The organism is Streptomyces phaeochromogenes, assembly GCF_001418655.1.
GTDB classification, from domain to species: Bacteria; Actinomycetota; Actinomycetes; order Streptomycetales; family Streptomycetaceae; genus Streptomyces; species Streptomyces phaeochromogenes.
Map to the genome: position 1 here is coordinate 15,698 of NZ_LIQZ01000352.1, position 22,539 is coordinate 38,236.

Sequence of the window (22,539 nt, forward strand, 5' to 3'; positions counted from 1 at the left end):
CTGCCCCCGGCCGCAAGTCTCGCCGGGGGCAGTTCTAGTCTGGGTGCGGACAGACAGCGCAACCCGTACGAAACAGGAGCCGGCGGATGGATCACAGCGGGCACGGCATGACCATGGATCTGCCGCCGTTCACGCTGGGGCGGGGGCTCGCGTGGTCGCCGGACCCGTTCTTCCTCGTGGCCTGCCTGCTGGGGCTCGCGCTGTACGGGTGGGGTGTGGTGCGGCTGGTACGGCGTGGTGACGCCTGGCCGGTCGGGCGGACGGTGGCGTTCGTCGTCGGCGTCCTGAGCGTCATGCTCGTGCTGTGCACCGGGCTCAACGACTACGGCATGGTCATGTTCAGCGTGCACATGGTGCAGCACATGGTGATCAGCATGCTGTCGCCGATCCTCATCCTGCTCGGCGCGCCCATCACGCTCGCCCTGCGCGCGCTGCCGACGGCCGGACGGGACCGCAAGGGGCCGCGCGAGCTGCTCCTGATGTTCCTGCACAGCCGGTTCATGCGGGTCGTCACGCATCCGGCGTTCACGATCCCGCTGTTCATCGCGAGCCTGTACGCGCTGTACTTCACCCCGATCTTCGACTTCCTGATGGACTCCAAGACCGGCCACATCGCGATGATGTGCCACTTCCTCGCCGTCGGCCTGGTGTTCTTCTGGCCGATCATGGGCGTGGATCCCGGTCCGCACCGGCCCGGCTATCTGATGCGGATGCTGGAGCTGTTCGCGGGCATGCCGTTCCACGCGTTCTTCGGCATCGCCCTGATGATGGCGTCCGAGCCGATGGTCGAGACGTACAAGAACCCGCCCGCCTCGCTCGGCATCGACGCGCTCGCCGACCAGACCGCGGCGGGCGGGATCGCCTGGGCGTTCAGCGAGATCCCGTCCGTGCTCGTGCTGCTCGCGCTGCTCTTCCAGTGGCACCGCTCCGAGGAGCGGCAGGCACGGCGCTCGGACCGGGCCGCCGACCGTGACGGCGACAAGGAACTCGAGGCATACAACGCCTATCTGGCCTCACTCAACGCACGCGGTCACTGAGCCCCTTTTCCCCTTTCGGTCACTCCGTACACACTGGAAATTCTCCTTGACTGAAAGGCTTTTCCATTCAGTAGCATGATGCGTGACGCCCTGCTTCCGCTCTGCAGGGTTACGGGGGATCCGCTGGGGGGAGCGGTCATGACAATTCACGCATGCTTGCTGAGGACCGGAAAAACCGTGGTCCGAAGGCTTGCCGTGTTACTTGCCGCTGCGGTGATCCTCAGCGGATGCACGGAACAACGCCTGTTCGCGGTGAGGGCCGTCGCCGCCGGAGTGCCGTCACTCGCACCTTTTTTCGAAGAGGACGGCTCGCTCGGCACCGACGAGACGAAGCTCAGGCCGGAGCAGGCACACAGTGGCCTGCAGCAGGGCAACACCCCTGGTCTGTACGGGGGTACGCAGAAGCCCAAGGTCTGTGACGTCGACCGTCTCAAGGATTTCCTCACCGATCCCAGGAACCGCCAAAAGGCCCGGGAATGGGCCCGCATCGTGGGCATTGAGCCTGATCGGATCGAGGGGTACATCGACGACCTCACACCCGTTCTGCTGCGTCACGACACTCTCGTGAAGAACCACGACTACAAAAAGGGCAAGGCTGTCGCCTTCGACGCATTGCTGGAGGCCGGGATCGCGGTATTGGTGAACGACCAGGGACTTCCCGCGGTGAAGTGCTCGTGCGGAAATCCGTTGCAGTCCTTCGACAAGGATCCCGAGAAGATCTCGGTCAAGTTCGAGGACGGTAACAAAAAGTGGGACGGCTACGAGAAGTCCGACGTGGTGACCATCAAGCCCGCGCCCGAGCCGCTGGAGCGGATCGCACTGATCGACGTGGACAACCCGGACCAGGGCATCAACCGCCCCGTCGGCAGCTCGGGCGAGAACGACGAGCCCTTCGACGCGACGAAGCAGCACGCGGTGCCGCGCGTCGCCGGAATGACCTTCGACCAGGCCAGCCAGCGGCTGTCCGAACTCGGTCTTGCGGCGGCCTTCTCCGACGGACTCCCGCCGGGGGACGCGGCGGTGACGGGCTCCGATCCGGGGCCGGGGACCGAGTTGCGGTTCGGGGAGGCGGTGACCCTGAGCGTCGCGGACGACGGCGAGGAGCCGGGTACGCCTCCGAATTCGGACCCGTCCGACGGGCCGGCCACGGACGACGATCCGACGTCGGACGACCCGACATCGGATGGACCGACCACCGATGGACCGACCACGGACGAGCCCACGACAAGCGGTCCGACCACGGACGGACCGACGTCGAGCGACCCCACCACGGACGATCCGGACACGGGTGATCCGGACACGGGCAGCCCGACGTCCGGCGAGCCCACCACCGACCGGCCCACCATCGGCGAACCCACCACGATCGAGCCCACGACGGCCGTCCCGACCACCCCCACCACGTCGAGCACGCCGCCCACGGTCGAGCCGACCTCCGCGGAGCCCACGTCCGCCGAGCCCACGCGGAGCGAGCCGGTGACCGGTGAACCCGCGTCGAGCGCACCCGGCTCGTCCGGTGCGCCGGCCTCGGGCGAGTCCGCTGTCGGTGCGGCGTAAGCCCACCCAGAGCCGAAAACCGGGAGTGACCGGATGGCATCAGGATCACCGCAGTCGGGAGTCGGCCGGGTCATCGCCGGCCGGTACCTTCTGCTGAACCAGCTGGGCAGCGGCGGCATGGGACATGTCTGGCTCGCCCACGACCAGCGGCTGGCCTGCGAGGTCGCGCTCAAGGAGATCGTGTTCCGCAGCCCGGGCGAGGACGGCGACCGCTCGGCCCGGGTCGCCCGGGCCCGTGCCGAGGCCCGGCACGCCGCGGGGCTGCGCGGCCACCCGCACGTGGTGACCGTGCACGACGTCCTGGAGCACGAGGGCCTGCCCTGGATCGTCATGGAGTACGTGCCGGGCGCGCTCGACCTGCACGCCCTGGTCACCCAGCGCGGGCCACTGGCCCCCGCCGAGTGCGCCCGCGTCGGACTCGCCGTGCTCGACGCGCTGACGGCCGGGCACGAGCGGGGCGTCATGCACCGGGACGTGAAGCCCGCCAACATCCTGCTGGCCCCGGACCGCGCCGGCTCTCCGTACGCCCGGGTGCTGCTCACGGACTACGGCATCTCCGTGCAGCCCGACGGCGGCGAGACGCGGTACACGCAGACCTCCGTGCTGGTGGGCACCGCCGGCTATCTGGCGCCCGAGCGGGCCCAGGGCGGGCCGCCCACCGCAGCGGCCGACCTGTTCTCGCTGGGCTGCACGCTCTACTACGCCGTCGAGGGCTACGGCCCCTTCGACCGCGATACGGGGCTCGCGGCGCTCACCGCCGTCGTACTGGAGGAGCCGCGTCCGACGCTGCGCGCGGGCGCGCTGGAGTCGCTCCTGGCGGCCATGCTCACCAAGAACCCCGTCCACCGGATCACCGCGGAGGAGGCCGAGGGCGCGCTGTCCGCGATTCTGACGCCGCAGTCGCATCCGCGGACCCAGTTCGACCCCGGCTCGGAGCCGCCCTGGGCGGGCGGGCCCACCCATACGGCCGCACCCCGTGTCCCCGAGCCACCCGGGCCCTCCCAGAGCCACGCGAACGGCTCGCAGTGGTACGCGCCGTCGGCCGCCCAGGAGTCCTCGGCGGCGCCCGGCCAGGAGACCCCCGCCACCTGGCCGCCGCCCGGGCAAGTGCCCTCCCCGTGGCCGACGGGGCAGGGTTACGGGCCTCCCCCGCCCACCACCAGCAGGCGCCGCCCGCGCCACCGCGCCCTGAAGGCCGTACTGGCGACCGCGCTGGGGCTGGCCCTGGCGGGCGGCGGGGCCTGGTACGCGATGGCGTACCTGCCGGGGAAGGGCGCGGGGACACCGTACGGAGAGGTCATCGGGCTGACCGAGCCGCTCAAGGACGGGGACTGCGTGGACGCCGACTGGAAAACGGGCACCCCCTTCACCGGTCAGCCGGGGCTCAAGGTGGTGTCGTGCGGCAGCAATGACAACGAAGGCCAGGTGATGGCGGTCTTCGAGGCGGCGTCCGCGGACGCGGCACGCGCCGGCGGCGCCGCCCAGTGCGCACAACGCACCGAGCTGACCAGCAGCCGGCTCGCGAGCGTACGCTCGTACGCCGCGATCCCGACCGTCGACGGCTTCGACGCCGCCGGGCGTCGCGTCGCATGCCTGCTGCTGGACGCGCGCGGCAACGCGGTGTACGGCCCGCTCGGTGACCACCGGAAGCTGGGCACGCGCTTCACCGACACGGCCACCATGCAGAAGCGGGACTGCCTCGACGCACTCTCCGACGAGAGCGCGAGGCTGGTGTCCTGCAAGGGCCCCCACAAGGAGAAAGTGCTCGATTTCCTGAAGATGGGCCTCGACAAGACGCTGAAACAGGCGCGGGACGAATCGACCGAAGCCTGCCAGCGGGAGATGCCGCCGAACGACTACGGGCACGACCCGAACATCTACAAATCCTCCTCCTGGGTGGGCGAGAGCGCCTGGCAGTCGGGCACACATTTGGTTGTCTGCACTGCAATTCGCAAAGACGGGGGCACCATGGAGAGGGACGAACCATGAGGAGGGTGTTGCGATGCCCGGTTCTACGAAGACCATGGGAGTGCTCACCGTAGGCGGACTGGTGGTGGTCACGGCCTACACGGTGGCGCTCGGGAGCAGCGGCTGGCTGTGGTTCGGCTGGGTGGTGCTCGGTCTGATCACGCTGGCCATGGTGGTGTCGCGCCCCACCTGACGCACGTCGCACTTCATCCCCCGGGAGAACACGGCAGTCGTTCTCCCGGGGGCTCATTCGCGGGGCAGGCGCCCCGCCGAGTGCACGCCCGGCTGGTATTTCGGCAGCCGGGCGGTGATTTTCATGCCCGCGCCCAGTGCGGTCTCGATGACGAGGCCGTAGTCGTCGCCGTACACCTGCCGCAGCCGGTCGTCGACGTTCGACAGACCGATGCCGCCCGAGGGGCTGACCTCGCCGGACAGGATGCGGCGCAGTCGGTCGGGGTCCATGCCGGGGCCGTCGTCCTCGATGACGACGAGTGCCTCGGCGCCCGCGTCCTGCGCGGTGATGGTGATGCGGCTCTTGTCGACCTTCCCGGTGCCGCCTTCGAGGCCGTGCTTCACGGCGTTCTCGACGAGCGGCTGGAGGCAGAGGAAGGGCAGGGTCACCGGGAGCACCTCGGGGGCGATCTGCAGGGTGACCGAGAGCCGGTCGCCGAAGCGGGCCCTGACCAGCGCCAAGTAGTGGTCGATGGCGTGCAGTTCGTCGGCGAGCGTGGTGAAGTCGCCGTGCCTGCGGAACGAGTAGCGGGTGAAGTCGGCGAATTCCAGGAGGAGTTCGCGGGCCCGCTCGGGGTCGGTGCGGACGAACGAGGCGATCACCGCGAGCGAGTTGAAGATGAAGTGCGGGGATATCTGGGCCCGCAGCGCCCTGATCTCGGCCTCGATCAGGCGCGTACGGGACTGGTCGAGGTCGGCGAGTTCCAGCTGGACCGAGACCCAGCGGGCGACTTCGCCGGTGGCCCGGACGAGCACGGCCGACTCGCGGGGCGCACAGGCGACGAGCGCCCCGTGCACCCGGTCGTCGACGGTGAGCGGGGCGACGACGGCCCAGCGCAGCGGGCAGTACGGCTCGTCGCAGTCGAGGCGGAAGGCCTCGCCGCGGCCGGTCTCCAGGGGGCCGCCGAGCCGCTCCATGATCTGGTCCCGGTGGTGTTCGCCGACGCCCTCCCAGGCGAGGACCGTGTCCTGGTCGGTGAGGCAGAGCGCGTCGGTGCCTAGCAGGGTGCGCAGCCGCCGGGCCGATTTACGGGCCGTCTCCCCGGTCAGGCCGGCCCTCAGTGGCGGGGCGGCGAGCGACGCGGTGTGCAGGGTCTCGAAGGTGGCGTGCTCGACGGGGGTGCCGAGGCCGCCGAGGGTCGACGGGCGGGAGGTGCGCCGGCCGAGCCAGAACCCGGCGGCCAGCAGCGGGAGTACGGCCACGCAGAGCCCGGCCAGGAAACCGCTCATGCCTTGACCTCCGCGCGTACCTGGCCCCCGGCCAGTTCCTCCGGCAGATGGAAGCGGGCGAGGATGGCGGCCGTTCCGACCGGCACCCGCCCGGGTGTCGCGAGGGACACCAGCACCATGGTGAGGAAGCCCAGGGGCACCGACCAGAGCGCGGGCCAGGCGAGGAGCGCGTGCAGTGAGCCCGTGCCCGGGAAGCCTGCCATCGTGGCGGCGACCGCGAGCAGTGCCGAGCCGCCGCCGACGATCATCCCGGCCGCCGCGCCCGGCGGGGTGAGCCGCCGCCACCAGATGCCGAGGACGAGCAGTGGGCAGAAGGACGAGGCGGACACCGCGAAGGCGAGCCCCACGGCGTCCGCGACCGGCAGTCCGCCGACGATCGAGCTGGCCGCGAGCGGCACGATCATGGCGAGGACCGTGCCGAGCCGGAAGTGCCGTACGCCGCGTGAGGGCAGCACGTCCTGGGTGAGCACGCCCGCCACCGCCATGGTCAGCCCCGACGCCGTGGACAGGAACGCGGCGAAGGCGCCGCCCGCCACCAGCGCGCCCAGCAGGTCCCCGCCGAGCCCGCCGATCACCCGGTCGGGCAGCAGCAGTACGGCGGCGTCCGCGTCCCCGGTGAGGGTCAGCTCGGGCGCGTACAGGCGGCCCAGCGCTCCGTAGACCGGCGGCAGCAGATAGAAGGCGCCGATCAGGCCGAGCACGGCGACGGTGGTGCGGCGGGCGGCGACGCCGTGCGGGCTGGTGTAGAAGCGGACGACGACATGTGGCAGTCCCATGGTGCCGAGGAAGGTGGCGAGGATCAGTCCGTACGTGGCGTACAGCGGGCGTTCCTCGCGGCCCGCGGCGAGGGAGGTGGACATGCCGCCGTTGCTGCCGCGGTCGGCGACGGGGACCGGGTCGCCCTTGGTGAAGGTGAGCCGGGTGCCCTGCTCGATGCGGTGGACGCCGGCCGGGAGCCGGACCCGTTCGTCCTCGTACCGCTCGCCGTCGACCGTGCCCGTCGCGGTGACGCTCAGCGGTTGGCCGAGCTTGAGGTCGAGTCCGGCGTCGATGCGGACGACCCGGTGCTCGCGGAACGTGGCCGGTTCGTCGAAGGGGCGGTCCGGGGCCCCGTCGCCCTGCCAGGCGAGGACCAGGAAGAGCGCGGGGACCAGCAGGGCGGTGAGCTTGAGCCAGTACTGGAAGGCCTGTACGAAGGTGATGCTGCGCATGCCGCCCGCGGCGACGGTCGCGACCACGACGACGGCGACGATGATGCCGCCGAGTGGCTTGGACGCTCCGGTCAGGACGTTCAACGTCAGCCCCGCGCCCTGGAGTTGGGGCAGGAGGTAGAGCCAGCCGACGCCGACGACGAAGGCCCCGGCCAGTCGCCGTACGGCCTGCGAGGCGAGCCGAGCCTCGGCGAAGTCCGGGAGCGTGTAGGCACCGGAGCGGCGCAGCGGGGCCGCGACGAAGAGCAGCAGGACCAGATAGCCGGCGGTGTAGCCGACCGGGTACCAGAGCATGTCGGGGCCCTGGACGAGGACGAGGCCCGCGATGCCGAGGAAGGAGGCGGCGGAGAGGTACTCGCCGCTGATGGCGGCGGCGTTCAGCCGGGGGCCGACCGTGCGCGAGGCCACGTAGAAGTCCGAGGTGGTGCGGGATATGCGCAGGCCGAAGGCGCCGACGAAGACGGTCGCGACGACCACGAGCGCGACCGCGGGGACGGCGTAGTTCTCGTTCACGGGCTGCTCTCGATCACGGGCTGTTCTCGCTCACGCGGTGCTCTCGTCCTGGGCTCAGCGGTTCTCGGGCTCGGGCTCGATCCCCGTCACGGTCTCGATCTCCGTCTCCGTCTAGCGGTCCTCGACGAGGCGGACGAAGTCCTTCTCGTTGCGGTCGGCGCGGCGCACGTACCAGCGGGCGAGGAGCACCAGCGGCGGATAGACGCAGAAGCCGAGCACGATCCACTCCAGGCTCGAACTGTCGCCCATCGACGCGAACACCAGCGGCAGCGGGCCCACAAGGAGGACGAGCACGGCGAACACGGTGAGCGCGGCGCGCAGTTGGGAGCGCATCAGCGAGCGGACGTAGGTGTGCCCGAGCGTGGTCTGCTCGTCGATCTCGGTGCGCGGCCGGGAGCGGCTCAGCGGGCGCGTACGGCGCGGCGGGCCGGTGACGACGACACGGCGGTCGGTGGGGTCCTGGGGCATCTCGGGCCTCCTCAGCTCGCGGTCCGGCGCATCAGCAGGTCCCGCAGTTCACGTGCGTGACGGCGGCTGACCTGCAGTTCGACCGAGTCGACCAGGACGCTGACGGTACCCGCGTCCAGCCGGAGTTCGCTGATGTGGCCGAGGGCGACGAGATGACGGCGGTGGATGCGGACGAAGCCGCGCGAGCGCCAGCGTTCCTCAAGGGTGGAGAGCGGGATGCGGACGAGGTGGCTGCCCTGGGCGGTGTGCAGCCGTGCGTAGTCCCCGTGGGCCTCGGCGTGGGTGATGTCCTCCACGGCGACGAAGCGGGTGACTCCCCCGAGCTCGACGGATATGTGGTCCGGGTCGGGTTCGTGCACGGGTATCAGCGGGGCCGCGTCCATCTGCTCGACGGCCCGGCGGACGGCCTCGGCCAGGCGTTCCCTGCGTACGGGCTTCAGGACGTAGTCGACGGCCTTGAGGTCGAAGGCCTGCACCGCGAAGCCCTCGTGGGCGGTGACGAACACGACGAGCGGCGGTTTGGCGAACCCGGCGAGCAGCCGTGCCATGTCGAGCCCGTCGAGGCCCGGCATGTGGATGTCGAGGAAGACGACGTCGATCCCCTCGTCGCCGTCGGGGCCGCTCTCCAGGGCGCGGTTGATCCGGCGCAGCGCCGCCGTGGCATCGCTCGCGCCCTCGACGCTGCTCACCCGTGGATCGGCGTCCAGCAGATAGAGCAGCTCTTCGAGGGAGGGCGGTTCGTCGTCGACGGCGAGGGCGCGCAGCATGAACCCGGAGTGTAGGAGCAATTCGCACGCCTGCACATGCGGCGGGCCAGGTCGTCGTCGCTGGATACAGTGCCCGCATGACACCCACGTCCGCCCCCTTCGACGATCTCGACCGCAAGATCGTCACGGCTCTGATGGCGAACGCCCGCACGAGCTTCGCCGAGATCGGCGCGGCGGTCGGTCTTTCCGCCACCGCGGTCAAGCGCCGGGTCGACCGGATGCGCGAGACCGGCGTGATCACCGGGTTCTCCGCGACGGTGGAGCCGGCCGCGCTGGGCTGGCGTACGGAGGCGTACGTGGAGGTGTACTGCGAGGGCGCCGCCCCGCCCCGGCGGCTCGCGGAGGTGATGCGCAACCATCCCGAGATCACCGCCGCCATGACGGTGACCGGTGGCGCGGACGCGCTGCTGCATGTGCGGGCCCGGGACGTGGAGCACTTCGAGGAGGTGCTGGAGCGGATCCGGGTGGAGCCGTTCATCCGCAAGACGATCAGCTACATGGTGCTGTCGCACCTGTTGCCGGAGAGCCCGGAGGCGGGCGCGAGCCAGCCAGCTCCGGAGGCGTGAGCGTTTCCCGACCCCCCGAACAGCGGGAGTGAGCCGCCTCCGGACCGCCCACGCAGCAATCGTGCGTCGACCGGCCGGAAGACGCAGCATCCCTGCGGTGACGCGCAATCTCCGATTCTTGTCGAGACCGGCCTCCGCTTCCTACCGTTGAGGTATCCCACCCAACACCGCAGGAAAGCGGAGGAACCCCTCTGTGCCCATGAGCCGTGTGCCGCGATCGAGGCGCTTTCTTGTCTGCGAACCCAGACACTTCGCCGTGCAGTACGCCATCAATCCCTGGATGCATGAGGACACACAGGTCGACGTCGATCTGGCCCGAGGACAGTGGGCGGACATGGTCCGCGCCTACCGCGCCCACGGCCACACCGTCGACAGCGTGGAACCGGTCGCCGGTCTGCCGGACATGGTCTTCGCCGCGAACTCGGCGCTGGTCGTGGCCGGCCGGGTCTTCGGCTCGCTCTTCCACGCGCCGCAGCGCCGCCCTGAGTCGACCGCGTACGAGACGTGGTTCAAGAACGCGGGCTTCGACGTCTACCGCCCCGAGGCGGTGTGCGAGGGCGAGGGCGACCTGGTCTTCGCCGGCCGCTATCTGCTGGCCGGCACCGGATTCCGGACGGAACGGGCCGCCCACCACGAGGTGCAGGAGTTCTTCGGCGTCCCGACGGTCAGTCTCACGTTGGTGGACCCGCGCTTCTACCACCTGGACACCGCGCTGTTCGTGCTCGACGACGGACCCGAGGCGAACATCGCGTACTACCCGGAGGCCTTCTCCGCGGGCAGCCGTGAGGTGCTCCGGCTGCTGTTCCCGGACGCGGTGATCGCCACGCACGAGGACGCGATGGCGTTCGGGCTGAACTCCGTCTCGGACGGCCGTCACGTCTTCATCGCGCCGCGCGCCGAGGCGCTCGCAGGCGAACTCGCCCGCCACGGCTATGTTCCCGTCCCCGTCGACCTGTCGGAGTTCCAGAAGGCAGGCGGGGGAATCAAGTGCTGCACCCAGGAGATCCGCTCATGACCGTCGCTCCCAGCCGCTCCCTGCGTTCGTCCGCCGAGCTGATCCGCGCCGAGGAGCCCGTCCTCGCGCACAACTACCACCCGCTGCCCGTGGTCGTCGCGCGCGCCGAGGGCGCCTGGGTCGAGGACGTCGAGGGCCGCCGCTACCTCGACATGCTGGCCGGTTACTCGGCCCTCAACTTCGGGCACCGCCACCCGGCGCTGATCGAGGCGGCACACCGGCAGCTCGACCAGCTGACGCTCACCTCGCGTGCGTTCCACAACGACCGGCTGGCTCAATTCGCCGAGTCCCTGGCCGAGTTGACGGGCCTGGACATGGTGCTGCCGATGAACACGGGCGCCGAGGCCGTGGAGAGCGCCATCAAGGTGGCCCGCAAGTGGGCGTACGAGGTGAAGGGCGTCGCACCGGACCAGGCGACCATCGTCGTGGCCGCGGACAACTTCCACGGCCGTACGACGACCATCGTCAGCTTCTCCACCGACGAGACGGCCCGCGCCGGCTTCGGCCCCTTCACGCCGGGCTTCCGCGTGGTCCCGTACAACGACCTCGCCGCACTCGAAGCGGCGATCGACGAGACGACCGCGGCCGTCCTGATCGAGCCGATCCAGGGCGAGGCGGGTGTCGTCATCCCCGACGACGGCTATCTGCGCGGCGTCCGCGAACTGACCCGGCGCACCGGATGCCTGTTCATCGCGGACGAGATCCAGTCCGGCCTCGGCCGTACGGGACGCACGCTCGCCGTCGAGCACGAGGACGTCGTCCCGGACATGATCCTGCTCGGCAAGGCGCTCGGCGGCGGCATCGTGCCCGTCTCCGCGGTGGTCGCCCGACGCGATGTCCTTCAGGTGCTGCGCCCCGGCGAGCACGGGTCGACGTTCGGCGGCAACCCGCTGTCCGCGGCGGTCGGCTCGGCCGTCGTGGAACTGCTGGAGACCGGCGAATACCAGCGCAGGGCCGCGGAGTTGGGCATCGTGCTGCGGGGCGGTCTGACCGCCCTCGTCGGCAAGGGCGTCCAGGGCTTCCGGGCCCGCGGCCTGTGGGCGGGCGTGGACATCGACCCCGCCATCGGCACCGGCCGCGACATCAGCGAACGCCTCATGCGCGAAGGGGTCCTGGTGAAGGACACCCACGGCTCGACGATCCGGCTCGCCCCGCCCCTGACGATCACGGGCGAGGAACTCCGGACGGCGCTTGGTTCCCTGGAAAAGGTACTGACGGAAGGGGCCTGACGGCTCGGGTGCCCCACCAGGGATTTCTTGGGGGCGCCCCTCACGCACCAGGCGGGGGGCGCTCCCAATTCATTTAGGGGCGCGGGGAACTGCGCGACCAGCCCCTACCGGCCCGCAGCCAACACCCCACCCCGTCCGAGGCACGCCGGCTCAGGACAGAAGCCGATCGAACCGAAACGGCGCGAGGGCTTCGGGCCTCCGCCCCGTACGGATGTACTCGGCGAGCCGCCGCCCCGTGACCGGCCCGAGCGTGACCCCGAGCATCCCGTGCCCGGTGGCCGCGAAGGCGTTCTCGTGCCCCGGCACACGGTCGATCACCGGAAGCCCGTCGGGAAGGAAGGGCCGCCCCCCGACCCAGGGATCCCGGATCAGGCTGACGAGGTCGTCCGGATCGTCGAACCAACGCCCCAGATAGTGCCGACTCGCAAGCGCGACAGCCACGATGCGACGCCAGTCGAGGCGGTTGTTGTTCCCGCTCAGCTCCATCGTCCCGCCGATCCGCGTCGTACCTCCGATGGGCGAGGCGACAGCCCTGCGCTCGCCGAAGTACAACGTGTGCCGGGGCGCCGGATCCAGGTCCACCGAGAAGCTGTAGCCCTTGCCGGCCTGGAGGGGCAGCGGACTCCCCAGGTCACGCAGCAGACCCGGCGAACGCATCCCGGCCGCGACCACGACGGCCGAGCAGGGAATCTCCCCCTGGGCGGTGCGCAGCGCGGTGACCCGCCCGCCCGAGGACCGGAACCCGGTGGCCTCCGCGTTCTCATGGACCTTCACGCCCAGGGTCGCCAAGGCCTCCCCCAGCGCACGGGCGAACGCCTCGGGGTCGACCACCCCCTCCCCCTCGACGAGATAGGCCGCCCGCACCCGGGACGACAGCGCGTCGTCCAACAGCCGCGCATCGGGACCCGTGGTCACGTCGTCGGGCATCGGATAGCGGCCGTCCGCCATCTCCCGCTGGACCGCGAGATGGTGCCGGGCCTCGGTCGCCGACAGGAAGGCGTGGACCATGCCGGGCCGGGTCAACGTCGTGTCGACCCCGGCCTCGCGCAGACCGTCGAAGAGGTCGAACGTGTCCTGGTTGAGCTCGGCGATCGCCGCGTAACCGCGCCGGAAGGCAGCAGGCGTGCTGCTGCGCCAGAACCGCCACAGCCACCGTACGAACGCCGGGTCGGGCAACGGCCGCAGATAGAGCGGCGAGTCGGGCCGGCCCAGCGAACGCAACGCGTAGCGCACGACACCCGGGGCGGGCACCGGCGTCGAATGGCTGAGGCAGACCCAGCCGGCGTTGCCCCGGGACACCCCGGAGCCGAGGCCGCGCCGCTCGACGACCTCCACGGGGACACCGGCCACGGCCAGGTAGTACGCCGTGCACAGTCCGACGACGCCTCCTCCTACGACCACGACGGGGTGGTCGCCGACCGGTCCCGTCGTACCGGCCGCGGTGGACGCAGCGGTCATGACGCGGTTCCGTACGAGGCGAGGAACTCCCGGGTACGGGCCTGGGCGGGGCTGTCGAGGACGTCCTCGGGCCTGCCCTCCTCCACGATCCGGCCGCCGTCGACGAAGACGACGTGGTCGGCCACCTCGCGGGCGAAGGGCAGTTCGTGGGTGACCAGGAGCATGGTCATCCCGTCCGCGGCGAGTTCGCGCATCACGCTGAGGACCTCCCGGGTGGCCTCCGGGTCCAGGGAGGACGTGGGTTCGTCGAAGAGGAGCACCTCGGGCTTGAGCGCGAGGGCCCGGGCGATGGCGACGCGCTGCTGCTCGCCGCCGGAGAGCTGGTCGGGGTGGGCGAGGGCGCGGTGGGCGACCTTGACGCGGCGCAGCAGGGCGACGGCCCGTTCCAGCGCCTCCTGTTCGGGGATGCCCGCCTTGCGCTGGGCGAGGACGACGTTCTCGACGGCCGTGAGGTGCGGGAACAGATGGAACCGCTGGAAGACCATGCCGACGGTGCGGCGCAGCCGGGCCAGGTCGCGGCAGACCGTACGGCCGCCTTCGTGTACGACCTCCCCGGCGACCTCGACCGTGCCCTTGTCCGGCCGTTCGAGGAGGTTGACGCAGCGCATCAGGGTCGTCTTGCCGCCGCCGCTCTGGCCGATGACGCTCACGATGCGGCCACGGCCGACCTCCAGGCGCACGTCGTCGAGCACGAGGCGGCCGTCGAAGGACTTGCTCAGCCCGTCGATCCGTACGACCGCCTCGGGGGTCACAGGTGCGGTGGTCTTGGTGGTGGTGACGGGCTCGGTCATACCGTCGCCTCCTTCCGGTCGGCGTCCACTACGAGGTCGCTCGCGAGCAGCACGCGGGCCGCCCGCATCCGGCGCCGGCGCCACGGGGACAGCGGAACGCCGGCCCGTACCTTCCGCTCCAGCAGCAGGAGGAGCTGGGAAAGCGGGTAGCAGAGGGCGAAGTAGATGGCCGAGATGACCAGGTAGACCTCCAGTGCCCGGAAGGTGGCCGACGTGATGAGCCGTCCTTCGGACATCAGCTCGGCGGCGGAGACGGTGACGAGCAGCGAGGTGGACTTCAGCAGGTCGACCAGCATGGTGTTGGTGCCGGGCAGCGCCTGCCGCAGGGCCTGGGGCAGGACGATGTGGCTGAAGATGCCGGTCCTGCCGAGGCCGAGCGCCTCGCCCGCCTCGGTCTGTCCGGCGTGTACGCCGCTGATCGCGGAGCGGAAGATCTCGGACAGGTAGGCGGCGTAGAAGACGACGAGGCTCAGACAGCCGGCCGTGAAGACGTCCAGCCGCAGCCCGGCCGAGGCCAGGCCGAAGTAGGTCAGGAAGATGATGGCCAGCAGCGGGACGTTCTTGAAGACCTCGGTGTAGACGGCGGCGACGGCCCGCGCGGGCCATGCCTTGCTCAGCCGCAGCAGTGCCACGGCCAGGCCGAGGAGCACCGCGCCGACGAAGCTCACCGCCGTGTAGGAGACGGTGCGCCAGAGCGCGTCGAGGAGGTCGGGCCGGTATTCGGACCAGGGGACCTGGAAGAGGCCGGAGGCGATGTCGTTCATGGCTGCTCCTCCGCTCACTGCGCGATGGACGGGGGCGTCCAGTCCTGGGGCCGGTCCACTCCCCGGCGCGCGGTCGCGACGTCGGCGGAGGGCTTGAGGAACTGCTCGGGGTCGCCGCCGTACTTCTTGACGAGCTTCTCCAGCTCGCCGTTCTCGTACATGGCGTCGATCTGCGCGGAGATGGCCTTCTCCAGCTTGGTGGCCTTCTTGGGCAGGTAGAAGCCGGTCTGGTACGGCTGGAAGTACTCGTACGCCGGCTTCGCCTTGACCTGTGCGGCGGTCGGCGGCGTCATGTACTGGGTGTCGATCTTCAGCTCCGGCCGTCCCTTCTGTGCCGCGATGATGATCAGCGGGTCGAGGAAGCCGACGTCCACGCGGCCCGCGCCGAGGTCGTCGAACACGCCGTTGGCGTCGGGGTAGGCGTGCAGCTTGGCATCGGGCACGGCCTGGATGGACTTGACCCAGACGTATCCCTCGACCGTCCCGAGCTGCAGGCCCTTCAGGTCGTCGACCGTCTTGTACGTCTTGCCGGACCGTACGGCCATCGCCGGGGGCGAGTAGTAGGGCGGGTCGGTGAACAGGCCCTGTTTCTGCCGGTCGGCGGACCAGGCGACGCCGCCGATGGTGATGTCCACGCGGCGGGACTGCACCCCGGCGAGCATGCCCGCGAAGTCCGTCACCTGGGGCTTGACCTCAAGGCCGAGCTTCTTGGCCGCGTAGGCGAGGATGTCGCCGTCCAGGCCGACGATCTTGTCGCCCTGGACGCTGGTGTAGGGCGCGTACGGCTGGACGGCCACCTTGATCACGCCTGGCGTGATCGTGCCCAGCGCGGCGGTCTTCGCGGAGACGTTCTTCGGTTCGTCGTCGCCGTCCGAACCACAGCCGGCGACCGCCGGTATCAGGAGCATCGCTGACAGAACAGCGACAAGTGAGCGCACACGGATCATCGGCTTGGGCCTTCCGTAACGGCACGGGTATCGGCAGTGAAGGGGCCCGCCGTTCACCGCGCTGTGCCCCCGGCGGGGATGTGATGGGCTCATACGCTAGGGACCGGCCGGTCGTGCGTCACCGTTCACTTCGTACGAACTTGCGGCCGAAATCCCGCGGTCTGCTGTACGGTGCGTCCACTTCGACACCTCGGATCCATCGCCGATCCGCCGCCGACCAACCACCGATCCCGCCCCCGGTCCGTCTCCGATCCGTCCCCTCGACGGGAGGAAAACCCGTGCTGAGTCCGTCGCTCGCCCAGGAGATCGCCGGGGACACCTCCGCGGTCATCGGCTTCAACGTGCTGATCACCGACGCGGACGGGATGGTCATCGGCAGCGGCGACACCCACCGGGTCGGCACGTTCCACGAGGCGTCCGTCGAGGTGATCCGTACACAGGAACCGGCCACGCACAACGCGTCGCAGGCACATCTGCTCCAGGGCGTACGCCCGGGTGTCACCCTGCCGCTGGTCACCGACGGGCAGGCGGTGGGGACGGTCGGGATCACCGGTACGCCCGCCCAGGTGCGCCGCTTCGGCCTGCTGGTGAAGCGGCAGACGGAGATCCTGCTCCGGGAGTCGGTGATGCTCCGCTCGCGGCTGCTCGCCGAGCGGGCGGCGGAGAAGCTGCTGGCCGACATCGCCTCGTACGACCCGCAGGTGGTGGAGGGCGACTTCCTCGTCTTCCGGGCCGCCGAGCTGGGCTTCGACCTGCGGTTGCGGCGGGTCGCGGTGGCCTTCGAGGTGACCGTGCCGGACACGGGCGGCCGTCGGCACGGCACGCCGACGCGGGACATGGCGCTGGTCCGTTCGGAACTGCTCCGCACGGTCCGCGAGGTGTTCGCCGACCCGCAGGACATCATCGCCACGACGGCTCCCGGCTGGATCGGCGTACTGCACCGGCTCCAGTCCGACCACCCCGAGGACGCCCTGTCCGTCGGCTGCCGGCGCGTCACCGACCTCATCGCCGCGCAGGGCGGCCTCACGGCCCGCGCCGGAATCGGCGAACCGGCCGGCTCGGTCGGCGCCCTGCACGACTCGTACCAGGACGCGTGCGACGCGCTGCGCCTCGGCGCCCGGCTGGCGGGCCGTGTCCCCGTCCACCTGATCACCGATCTGCGGGTCCACCAGGTGCTGGCCGCGGTCGGCCAGCCCGCGCGCAACCGCCTGCTCGCCCTGACCGCCACGGACCTGCGCGCCCAGCCGGACTGGCCGGTGCTCCGCGACACGATCACCGCATGGTGCGAGAACGGCTTCAACCTCGTACGGGCGTCCGCGGCCCTGCACGTCCACCGCAACACCGTGGTCTACCGCATGAACAAGATCGAGCAGATCACCGGCCGGCCCCTGCGGGAGCACCGGACCACCATGGCGCTGTATCTCGCCTGCCTGGCCGACCAGTTGGGCAGCGGCGACGCGGCAGGATCGAGCCAGGTACTGCCCTGACAGGTGGTCCGGAAGAGCACAGCGGGGCAGCATGAGTGCGTTCGGGGACGGTTACGGAGATCCGCCTCTGCACATACACTGGCGTCCCGCAGCACACCTGTTGACCAGCCAGAACGCGGCGGTTGAGCCGATCCTGTGAAGTGAGGAGCGACCCCTTGTTCTATTACGTTCTCAAGTACGTGATTCTGGGACCGCTGTTGCGGCTGGTCTTCCGCCCTCGGATCGAGGGTCTGGAGCACGTACCGGCGACGGGCGCGGCCATCGTCGCGGGCAATCACCTGTCGTTCTCGGACCACTTCCTGATGCCCGCGATCCTCAAGCGTCGCATCACCTTCCTCGCCAAGGCCGAGTACTTCACAGGCCCGGGCGTGAGAGGACGGCTGACCGCGGCCTTCTTCCGCAGCGCCGGGCAGATCCCGGTGGACCGCTCCGGCAAGGACGCGGGCCAGGCGGCCATCCGCGAGGGCCTCGGCGTACTGAGCAAGGACGAACTGCTCGGCATCTACCCGGAGGGCACGCGCTCGCACGACGGCCGCCTCTACAAGGGCAAGGTCGGCGTCGCGGTGATGGCGCTCAAGGCCGGGGTCCCGGTCATCCCGTGCGCGATGATCGGCACCTTCGAGGCCCAGCCCCCGGGCCGGAAGATCCCCAAGATCCACCCCGTGTCGATCCGCTTCGGGGAGCCCCTCGAATTCTCCCGCTACGACGGCATGGAGAACGAGAAGGTGATCCTGCGCGCCATCACCGACGAGATCATGTACGCGATCCTCACCCTCTCCGAGCAGGAGTACGTCGACCGGTACGCGGCCGTCGTCAAGGCGGAGGAGGCCGCCGAAAAGGCGGCCCAGGCGAAGCGCAAGTTCCCCCGTATGCCGCTGAGGTGACCGTCACCGGCCCGGTGTCCGCCGGGCCGGGACGATCTGCCCACAGCTAATGCACTGGGATCCCTGCGGCCGGGGCCCTACGGTCGCCGCATGGGACGAGCTGTGGTGATCGGAGCGACGGGACAGATCGGGCGGGTGGCCGTGGGGGCGCTCGCCACGGACGGCTGGGAGGTGACGGCCGTCTCGCGGGGCGGCGGGCGGGACGAGTCCTGGCCCGACGGGGTACGGACGGCACGGGCGGACCGCGCGGACGACTCCGCCCTGGCCGCCGCGGTCGGCGACGGCTGCGACGTACTGGTGGACATGGTGGCCTACGGGCCGGAGCACGCACGGCAGTTGACGAATCTGGCCGGTCGCGTCGGATCAGCCGTGGTGGTCTCAAGCCTGTCGGTGTACGAGGACGACAAGGGCCGCAACTTCGATACGCAGGAACAGCCCGACGGATTCCCCGAGTATCCGGTGCCCCTGTCGGAGGACCAGCGGACCATCGCGCCCGGCGAAACCTCCTACAGCACCCGCAAGGCCGGTCTGGAGCGTGAACTCCTCGCCGCGGCCGACGAGTTGCCGACCACGCTGTTGCGAGCGGGCGCGATCCACGGGCCGCACTGCCGTACCCCGCGCGAGCTGTACTTCGTCAAGCGCAACCTGGACGGCCGGCGGCGGCGCGTACTCGCGTACGGCGGGGAGAGCCGGTTCCATCCGGCGAGCGTCCACAACATCGCGGAACTCGTCCGGCTGGCCGCGCGGAAGCCCGGCGCCCGGGTGCTGAACGCCGTCGATCCCGACGCGCCCACGGTGGCGGAGATCGCCGTCGCCGTCGACGCGGTGATGGGCGTCGATACCGAGAGCGTCCTGGTCGACGGACCCGCACCCACCGAGACCGTGGGCGACACCCCGTGGTCGGTTCCGCACCCGGTGGTCTGCGACATGGCCGCCGCCGAACGGGAGTTGGGATACCGGGCGGTGGTGCGGTACGCGGAGACGCTGCCGGACACGGTCGCCTGGATCGAGGGGCAACTGGCAGGCCGGGACTGGCGGGAGGCGTACCCGAAGATGTTCCAGAACTACGGCGACCTCTTCGACTACGCGGCGGAGGACGCCTGGCTGCGGGCATGAACGAGGGGCGGCCGGAATCCCGACCGCCCCTCACCCACGTACTACTTGCTACTAGCTCCTACTGCTACGGCTTGGGCGTGGCGTGCGGGGTGCACGTCACGTCGGCCGAGTCGACCTTGCCGGTGAGCAGGTAGGTGTCCACCCGGTCGTTGATGCACGGGTTGGCCAGACCGGTCACACCGTGCGAGCCCGCGTCCTTCTCGGTGATCAGGCGGGAGCCCTTGAACCGCTTGTGCAGCTCGACGCCACCCTCGTAGGGAGTTGCGGCGTCACGCGTGGCCTGCACGATCAGGACGGGCGGCAGACCCTTGCCGGACTTCACGTTGACCGGGGTCTGCTGCTTGGCGGGCCAGGTCGCGCACGGCAGGTTCAGCCAGGCGTTGGCCCACGTCATGAACGGGTAGTTCTTGTGCAGCTTGGTGTTGTCGCGGTCCCACTTCTTCCAGCTGGTGGGCCACTTGGCGTCGGTGCACTCGACGGCCGTGTAGACGGCGTTGCCGTTCTCCGAGGCGATGTTGCCCGCGGTGTCCGACGGGTCGGGAGCCGCGGCGTCGACGAGTGCCTGGGTGTCACCGGCGACGTACTTGCTGAAGACGGTCGCGACCGGCACCCACGACGAGTCGTAGTACGGGGCGCTCTGGAAGAAGCCGATGAGCTCGGCCGGGCCGACGACCCCGCCGATGGGGTTCTTCTTGGCGGTGGCACGCAGCTTCAGCCACTGCTCCTGGACCTTGGCCCGGGTGTCGCCGAGGTGGAAGGCCGCGTCGTTCTTGGCGACCCAGTCCTGCCAGTCCTTCCAGCGCATCTCGAAGGCGACGTCCTGGTCGAGGTTGGCCTCGTACCAGATCTTCTCGCGCGACGGGTTGACGACGCTGTCCGCGATCATGCGGCGGACGTGGGTCGGGTACATCGTGCCGTAGACGGCGGCGATGTACGTGCCGTACGAGACGCCCAGGAAGTTGAGCTTCTTCTCGCCGAGCGCGGCCCGGATGACATCCAGGTCACGGACGGTGTTGGGGGTCGTCATCTGCGGCAGCATGTCGCCGCTGCGCTCGGCGCAGCCGTCCGCGTACTCGGCGGCGAGCTTGCGCTGGGCGCGCTTGTCGGCCTCGGAGTCGGGCACCGGGTCCATCTTCGGCGCCTTCACGAACTCCTGCGGGTCGATGCAGGAGATGGGCGCCGAGTGGCCGACGCCGCGCGGGTCGAAGCCCACGAAGTCGTATGCCTTCGACGCCTTCACCCACAGCGGGTTCTTGTTGGTGACCCGGGTCGGGAAGCGCAGTCCGGAGCCGCCGGGGCCGCCCGGGTTGTAGACGAGTGCGCCCTGGCGCTCCGCCTTGGTACCCGTGTTGCCGATGCGGTCCACGGCGAGCTTGATCTTCTTGCCGTTGGGCTTCGCGTAGTCGAGCGGGACGGTGACCCAACCGCACTGGATGGGCTTCGCGATCCCCCAGTCGGCCGGACAGTCCGTCCAGTCGATGCCTGCCTTTGCCGCGCGAGCGGCGGCGATCTCGGCGCCGCGCGTCTGGCTGTCCTGGCCGTGGCGGCTTTCCGCGCTGGCCGTCGGGGCCGCGACGGCGCCGGCTATCAGCGTCGCTGTGACGAGCGCTCCGGCCGAGCCGAACGCCGTCGCCCTTCTCAAACCCCTCAAGTGAGTCCTCCCCCTACTGTCTACTGTCGTTGTGGTCAGTAGGGGGATCCTTCCGGCTGTGAGGTCCCTGAGAACAGGGGTGAAGTGGCTTCTTTGCCAATCCGATAACCGGAACATCACTGCCCGTTGAGCGGTGCGGTTTGTTTCAGGCGAGTGCGCCGAGCGCCTCGTCGAGGATGCGCCGCAGACGCAGCGCGTCGGGCGCGAGCGCGGTCACAAGCACCCCGGGACCGGCGAGCGGAGTAAGCACGGCGTACTCCCCCAGCAACCGCGCCTCGACCGGCTTCCCGCCGAACTCCGGTCGTACGACGATGAGTTGCCCGAGCGCGCGGTGCCCGGCAAGCACGGCGGGACCGTCCCATCCACCCGGCGCCCCGGGCCCGCAGGAGAGCTCCTGGTCGAGCAACGGACGCCCGTCGAGCCGCACGGTGAGCCGACTGGAAAGCCGCCCGGGCTCCTCGTTGGCTCGCCCGAGCACCTGCTCCTCGCGCAGCACCAGCCGCGCGCCGACAGCGAGGTCCACACCCGTACTCACGCACAGCTCACTGCCATTGGCGGAGATCAACTGCTCGGGCAGCCAGCGCAGTTCACCGCCTTCGGCCACCGTGAGCCGTACGTCGTAGCGTGCCTCGCCCTTGGCCTGCCCCGGCAGCGCGATGGTGGCGGCGGCCGACCCGACGTGCAGCCGCGCACCCTCACCGACCTCCGCCTCGACCGTGAAGTGATCGCCGCCCAGGGGCCCGCTCATCGCCCCGACCAGCATGACCCGCGCCTCGGAACCACTGGCCCGCGTGCGGCGCAGGGCGAGCGGCCCCTGCCCCTCCAGCGTGGGCAGGGCAGTACCGCCCCGCCCGTCGGCCCGCGCCCCGATCCGCGCCAGGGCGCGCACTCCGGTCACGCCTGCGTCTCCGGCGGTCATGCCGTCCACGCGGCGAGCTGCACCCGCACCCAGGCGGCGACGTCCTTCACCCCGTCCTCGGCCCGCAACGACTGGAACACCACCGGCAGTTCGGCCCGCTGCGCCTTGGCGTCGGCAGCCATCCGCCCGAGGTCGGAACCGACGTACGGAGCGAGATCGGTCTTGTTGACGACGAGCAGGTCGGCGGTGGTAACCCCAGGACCGCCCTTCCGCGGAATGTCGTCCCCGCCCGCGACATCGATCACGAAAATCTGAGCGTCGACAAGCCCTTTGCTGAAGGTCGCGGTGAGGTTGTCACCCCCGGACTCGACAAGAACAAGATCCAGCGGCCCGACCTCGTCCTCCAGATCCTCGACGGCTTCGAGATTCGCGGAGATGTCGTCCCGAATCGCCGTGTGCGGACAGGCCCCGGTCTCCACGGCAGTGATCCGCTCCGGCGGCAACACAGCCTCCCGCAACAGAAACTCGGCGTCCTCCCGCGTATAGATGTCATTGGTGACAACCGCCAACGACAACTCATCCCGCAGAACCCGACAGAGCGCCGCCACGGTAGCGGTCTTCCCGGACCCGACGGGCCCCCCGAGCCCGATCCGCAACGCCCGCCGCCGCCCGTCGGGCCGGTGGGCGTCGGCGCTTACGGCCGGGGGGCCGTCATGAGTGTGAAGGTGATCGAGGTGCATGGTGGCGGCTCCTTTTCTCTGCGTGTCTTTCTCTGCGTGTCTTTCTCTGCGTG

The 22,539-nt window shown here is 70.3% G+C and carries 21 protein-coding genes; 10 read left to right on the forward strand and 11 right to left on the reverse strand.

Annotated elements, in window-relative coordinates; genetic code table 11:
- Window positions 1-86 precede the first annotated feature (86 nt).
- The 4 genes from AOK17_RS37500 (at window position 87) to AOK17_RS50365 (ending at window position 4,752) form a co-directional block, all read left to right on the forward strand.
- On the forward strand, window positions 87-1,037 hold the full coding sequence (locus tag AOK17_RS37500; protein WP_055617075.1) for a cytochrome c oxidase assembly protein: 951 nt from the start codon (window positions 87-89) through the stop codon (window positions 1,035-1,037).
- 138 nt (window positions 1,038-1,175) lie between these two features.
- Entirely contained in the window at window positions 1,176-2,591 is a 1,416-nt protein-coding gene (locus tag AOK17_RS37505; RefSeq protein ID WP_055617076.1) for a PASTA domain-containing protein, read from the forward strand.
- A gap of 33 nt (window positions 2,592-2,624) precedes the next feature.
- Window positions 2,625-4,580: a serine/threonine-protein kinase gene (locus tag AOK17_RS37510; RefSeq protein ID WP_055617077.1), complete on the forward strand. Its 1,956-nt coding sequence runs from the start codon at window positions 2,625-2,627 to the stop codon at window positions 4,578-4,580.
- A 13-nt stretch (window positions 4,581-4,593) separates the two neighbouring features.
- Window positions 4,594-4,752 (forward strand): hypothetical protein, encoded by a 159-nt coding sequence (locus tag AOK17_RS50365; protein ID WP_107102596.1) that lies wholly within the window; start codon window positions 4,594-4,596, stop codon window positions 4,750-4,752.
- Between the two features lie 53 nt (window positions 4,753-4,805).
- On the opposite strand, the gene AOK17_RS37515 is transcribed toward AOK17_RS50365, so the two are convergent.
- The 4 genes from AOK17_RS37515 to AOK17_RS37530 form a co-directional block, all read right to left on the reverse strand.
- On the reverse strand, window positions 4,806-6,020 hold the full coding sequence (locus AOK17_RS37515) for a sensor histidine kinase (RefSeq protein ID WP_055617078.1): 1,215 nt from the start codon (window positions 6,018-6,020) through the stop codon (window positions 4,806-4,808).
- The gene (locus tag AOK17_RS37520) at window positions 6,017-7,744 is read right to left on the reverse strand and encodes a sodium/solute symporter (RefSeq protein ID WP_055617079.1); all 1,728 of its coding nucleotides are present in this window, start codon (window positions 7,742-7,744) and stop codon (window positions 6,017-6,019) included. The genes AOK17_RS37515 and AOK17_RS37520 overlap by 4 nt, the downstream gene beginning before the upstream one ends.
- Window positions 7,745-7,855: 111 nt before the next feature.
- A complete protein-coding gene (locus tag AOK17_RS37525) occupies window positions 7,856-8,212 on the reverse strand; it encodes a hypothetical protein (protein WP_055617080.1) in 357 nt (118 codons plus the stop codon).
- 11 nt (window positions 8,213-8,223) lie between these two features.
- Complete coding sequence (locus AOK17_RS37530) at window positions 8,224-8,979, reverse strand: LytR/AlgR family response regulator transcription factor (protein WP_055617081.1); 756 nt, start codon at window positions 8,977-8,979, stop codon at window positions 8,224-8,226.
- A 77-nt stretch (window positions 8,980-9,056) separates the two neighbouring features.
- Here AOK17_RS37530 and AOK17_RS37535 point away from each other — a divergent pair, with 77 nt between their 5' ends.
- From AOK17_RS37535 to rocD, 3 genes are all read left to right on the forward strand, one after another.
- On the forward strand, window positions 9,057-9,545 hold the full coding sequence (locus tag AOK17_RS37535) for an Lrp/AsnC family transcriptional regulator (protein ID WP_055617082.1): 489 nt from the start codon (window positions 9,057-9,059) through the stop codon (window positions 9,543-9,545).
- 193 nt (window positions 9,546-9,738) lie between these two features.
- Window positions 9,739-10,560 carry a dimethylargininase gene (gene ddaH, locus AOK17_RS37540; RefSeq protein ID WP_055617083.1) on the forward strand — a complete coding sequence of 274 codons (822 nt, stop codon included), beginning with the start codon at window positions 9,739-9,741 and terminating at the stop codon, window positions 10,558-10,560.
- Window positions 10,557-11,789, forward strand: coding sequence for an ornithine--oxo-acid transaminase (gene rocD, locus AOK17_RS37545; protein WP_055617084.1), 1,233 nt, complete (start codon window positions 10,557-10,559; stop codon window positions 11,787-11,789). The genes ddaH and rocD overlap by 4 nt, the downstream gene beginning before the upstream one ends.
- A 150-nt stretch (window positions 11,790-11,939) precedes the next feature.
- Here rocD and AOK17_RS37550 read toward each other — a convergent pair whose 3' ends face one another.
- The 4 genes from AOK17_RS37550 to AOK17_RS37565 are packed head-to-tail and all read right to left on the reverse strand — an operon-like array spanning window position 11,940 to window position 15,710.
- Window positions 11,940-13,247, reverse strand: coding sequence for an NAD(P)/FAD-dependent oxidoreductase (locus AOK17_RS37550; protein ID WP_245697620.1), 1,308 nt, complete (start codon window positions 13,245-13,247; stop codon window positions 11,940-11,942).
- On the reverse strand, window positions 13,244-14,038 hold the full coding sequence (locus AOK17_RS37555; RefSeq protein WP_055617085.1) for an amino acid ABC transporter ATP-binding protein: 795 nt from the start codon (window positions 14,036-14,038) through the stop codon (window positions 13,244-13,246). The genes AOK17_RS37550 and AOK17_RS37555 overlap by 4 nt, the downstream gene beginning before the upstream one ends.
- Window positions 14,035-14,802 (reverse strand): amino acid ABC transporter permease, encoded by a 768-nt coding sequence (locus AOK17_RS37560; RefSeq protein WP_055617086.1) that lies wholly within the window; start codon window positions 14,800-14,802, stop codon window positions 14,035-14,037. Before AOK17_RS37560 ends, AOK17_RS37555 begins: the two co-directional genes overlap by 4 nt.
- 14 nt (window positions 14,803-14,816) lie before the next feature.
- On the reverse strand, window positions 14,817-15,710 hold the full coding sequence (locus AOK17_RS37565) for a substrate-binding periplasmic protein (protein WP_245697622.1): 894 nt from the start codon (window positions 15,708-15,710) through the stop codon (window positions 14,817-14,819).
- 317 nt (window positions 15,711-16,027) lie between these two features.
- Here AOK17_RS37565 and AOK17_RS37570 point away from each other — a divergent pair, with 317 nt between their 5' ends.
- The 3 genes from AOK17_RS37570 to AOK17_RS37580 all read left to right on the forward strand — a co-directional run bounded on the left by AOK17_RS37570 (window position 16,028) and on the right by AOK17_RS37580 (window position 19,236).
- A complete protein-coding gene (locus AOK17_RS37570; RefSeq protein ID WP_055617088.1) occupies window positions 16,028-17,236 on the forward strand; it encodes a CdaR family transcriptional regulator in 1,209 nt (402 codons plus the stop codon).
- Window positions 17,237-17,391: 155 nt separating this feature from the next.
- Window positions 17,392-18,120, forward strand: coding sequence for a lysophospholipid acyltransferase family protein (locus AOK17_RS37575; RefSeq protein WP_055617089.1), 729 nt, complete (start codon window positions 17,392-17,394; stop codon window positions 18,118-18,120).
- A gap of 102 nt (window positions 18,121-18,222) precedes the next feature.
- Window positions 18,223-19,236, forward strand: coding sequence for an NAD-dependent epimerase/dehydratase family protein (locus AOK17_RS37580; protein WP_055617090.1), 1,014 nt, complete (start codon window positions 18,223-18,225; stop codon window positions 19,234-19,236).
- A gap of 64 nt (window positions 19,237-19,300) precedes the next feature.
- Here the strand turns inward: AOK17_RS37580 and AOK17_RS37585 are convergent, their stop codons facing one another.
- The 3 genes from AOK17_RS37585 to ureG all read right to left on the reverse strand — a co-directional run bounded on the left by AOK17_RS37585 (window position 19,301) and on the right by ureG (window position 22,486).
- Window positions 19,301-20,887 (reverse strand): alpha/beta hydrolase, encoded by a 1,587-nt coding sequence (locus AOK17_RS37585; RefSeq protein ID WP_055617091.1) that lies wholly within the window; start codon window positions 20,885-20,887, stop codon window positions 19,301-19,303.
- Between the two features lie 145 nt (window positions 20,888-21,032).
- Window positions 21,033-21,806: an urease accessory protein UreD gene (locus AOK17_RS37590; protein ID WP_055617097.1), complete on the reverse strand. Its 774-nt coding sequence runs from the start codon at window positions 21,804-21,806 to the stop codon at window positions 21,033-21,035.
- Complete coding sequence (gene ureG / locus AOK17_RS37595) at window positions 21,803-22,486, reverse strand: urease accessory protein UreG (protein WP_055617092.1); 684 nt, start codon at window positions 22,484-22,486, stop codon at window positions 21,803-21,805. Before ureG ends, AOK17_RS37590 begins: the two co-directional genes overlap by 4 nt.
- Window positions 22,487-22,539: the final 53 nt, after the last annotated feature.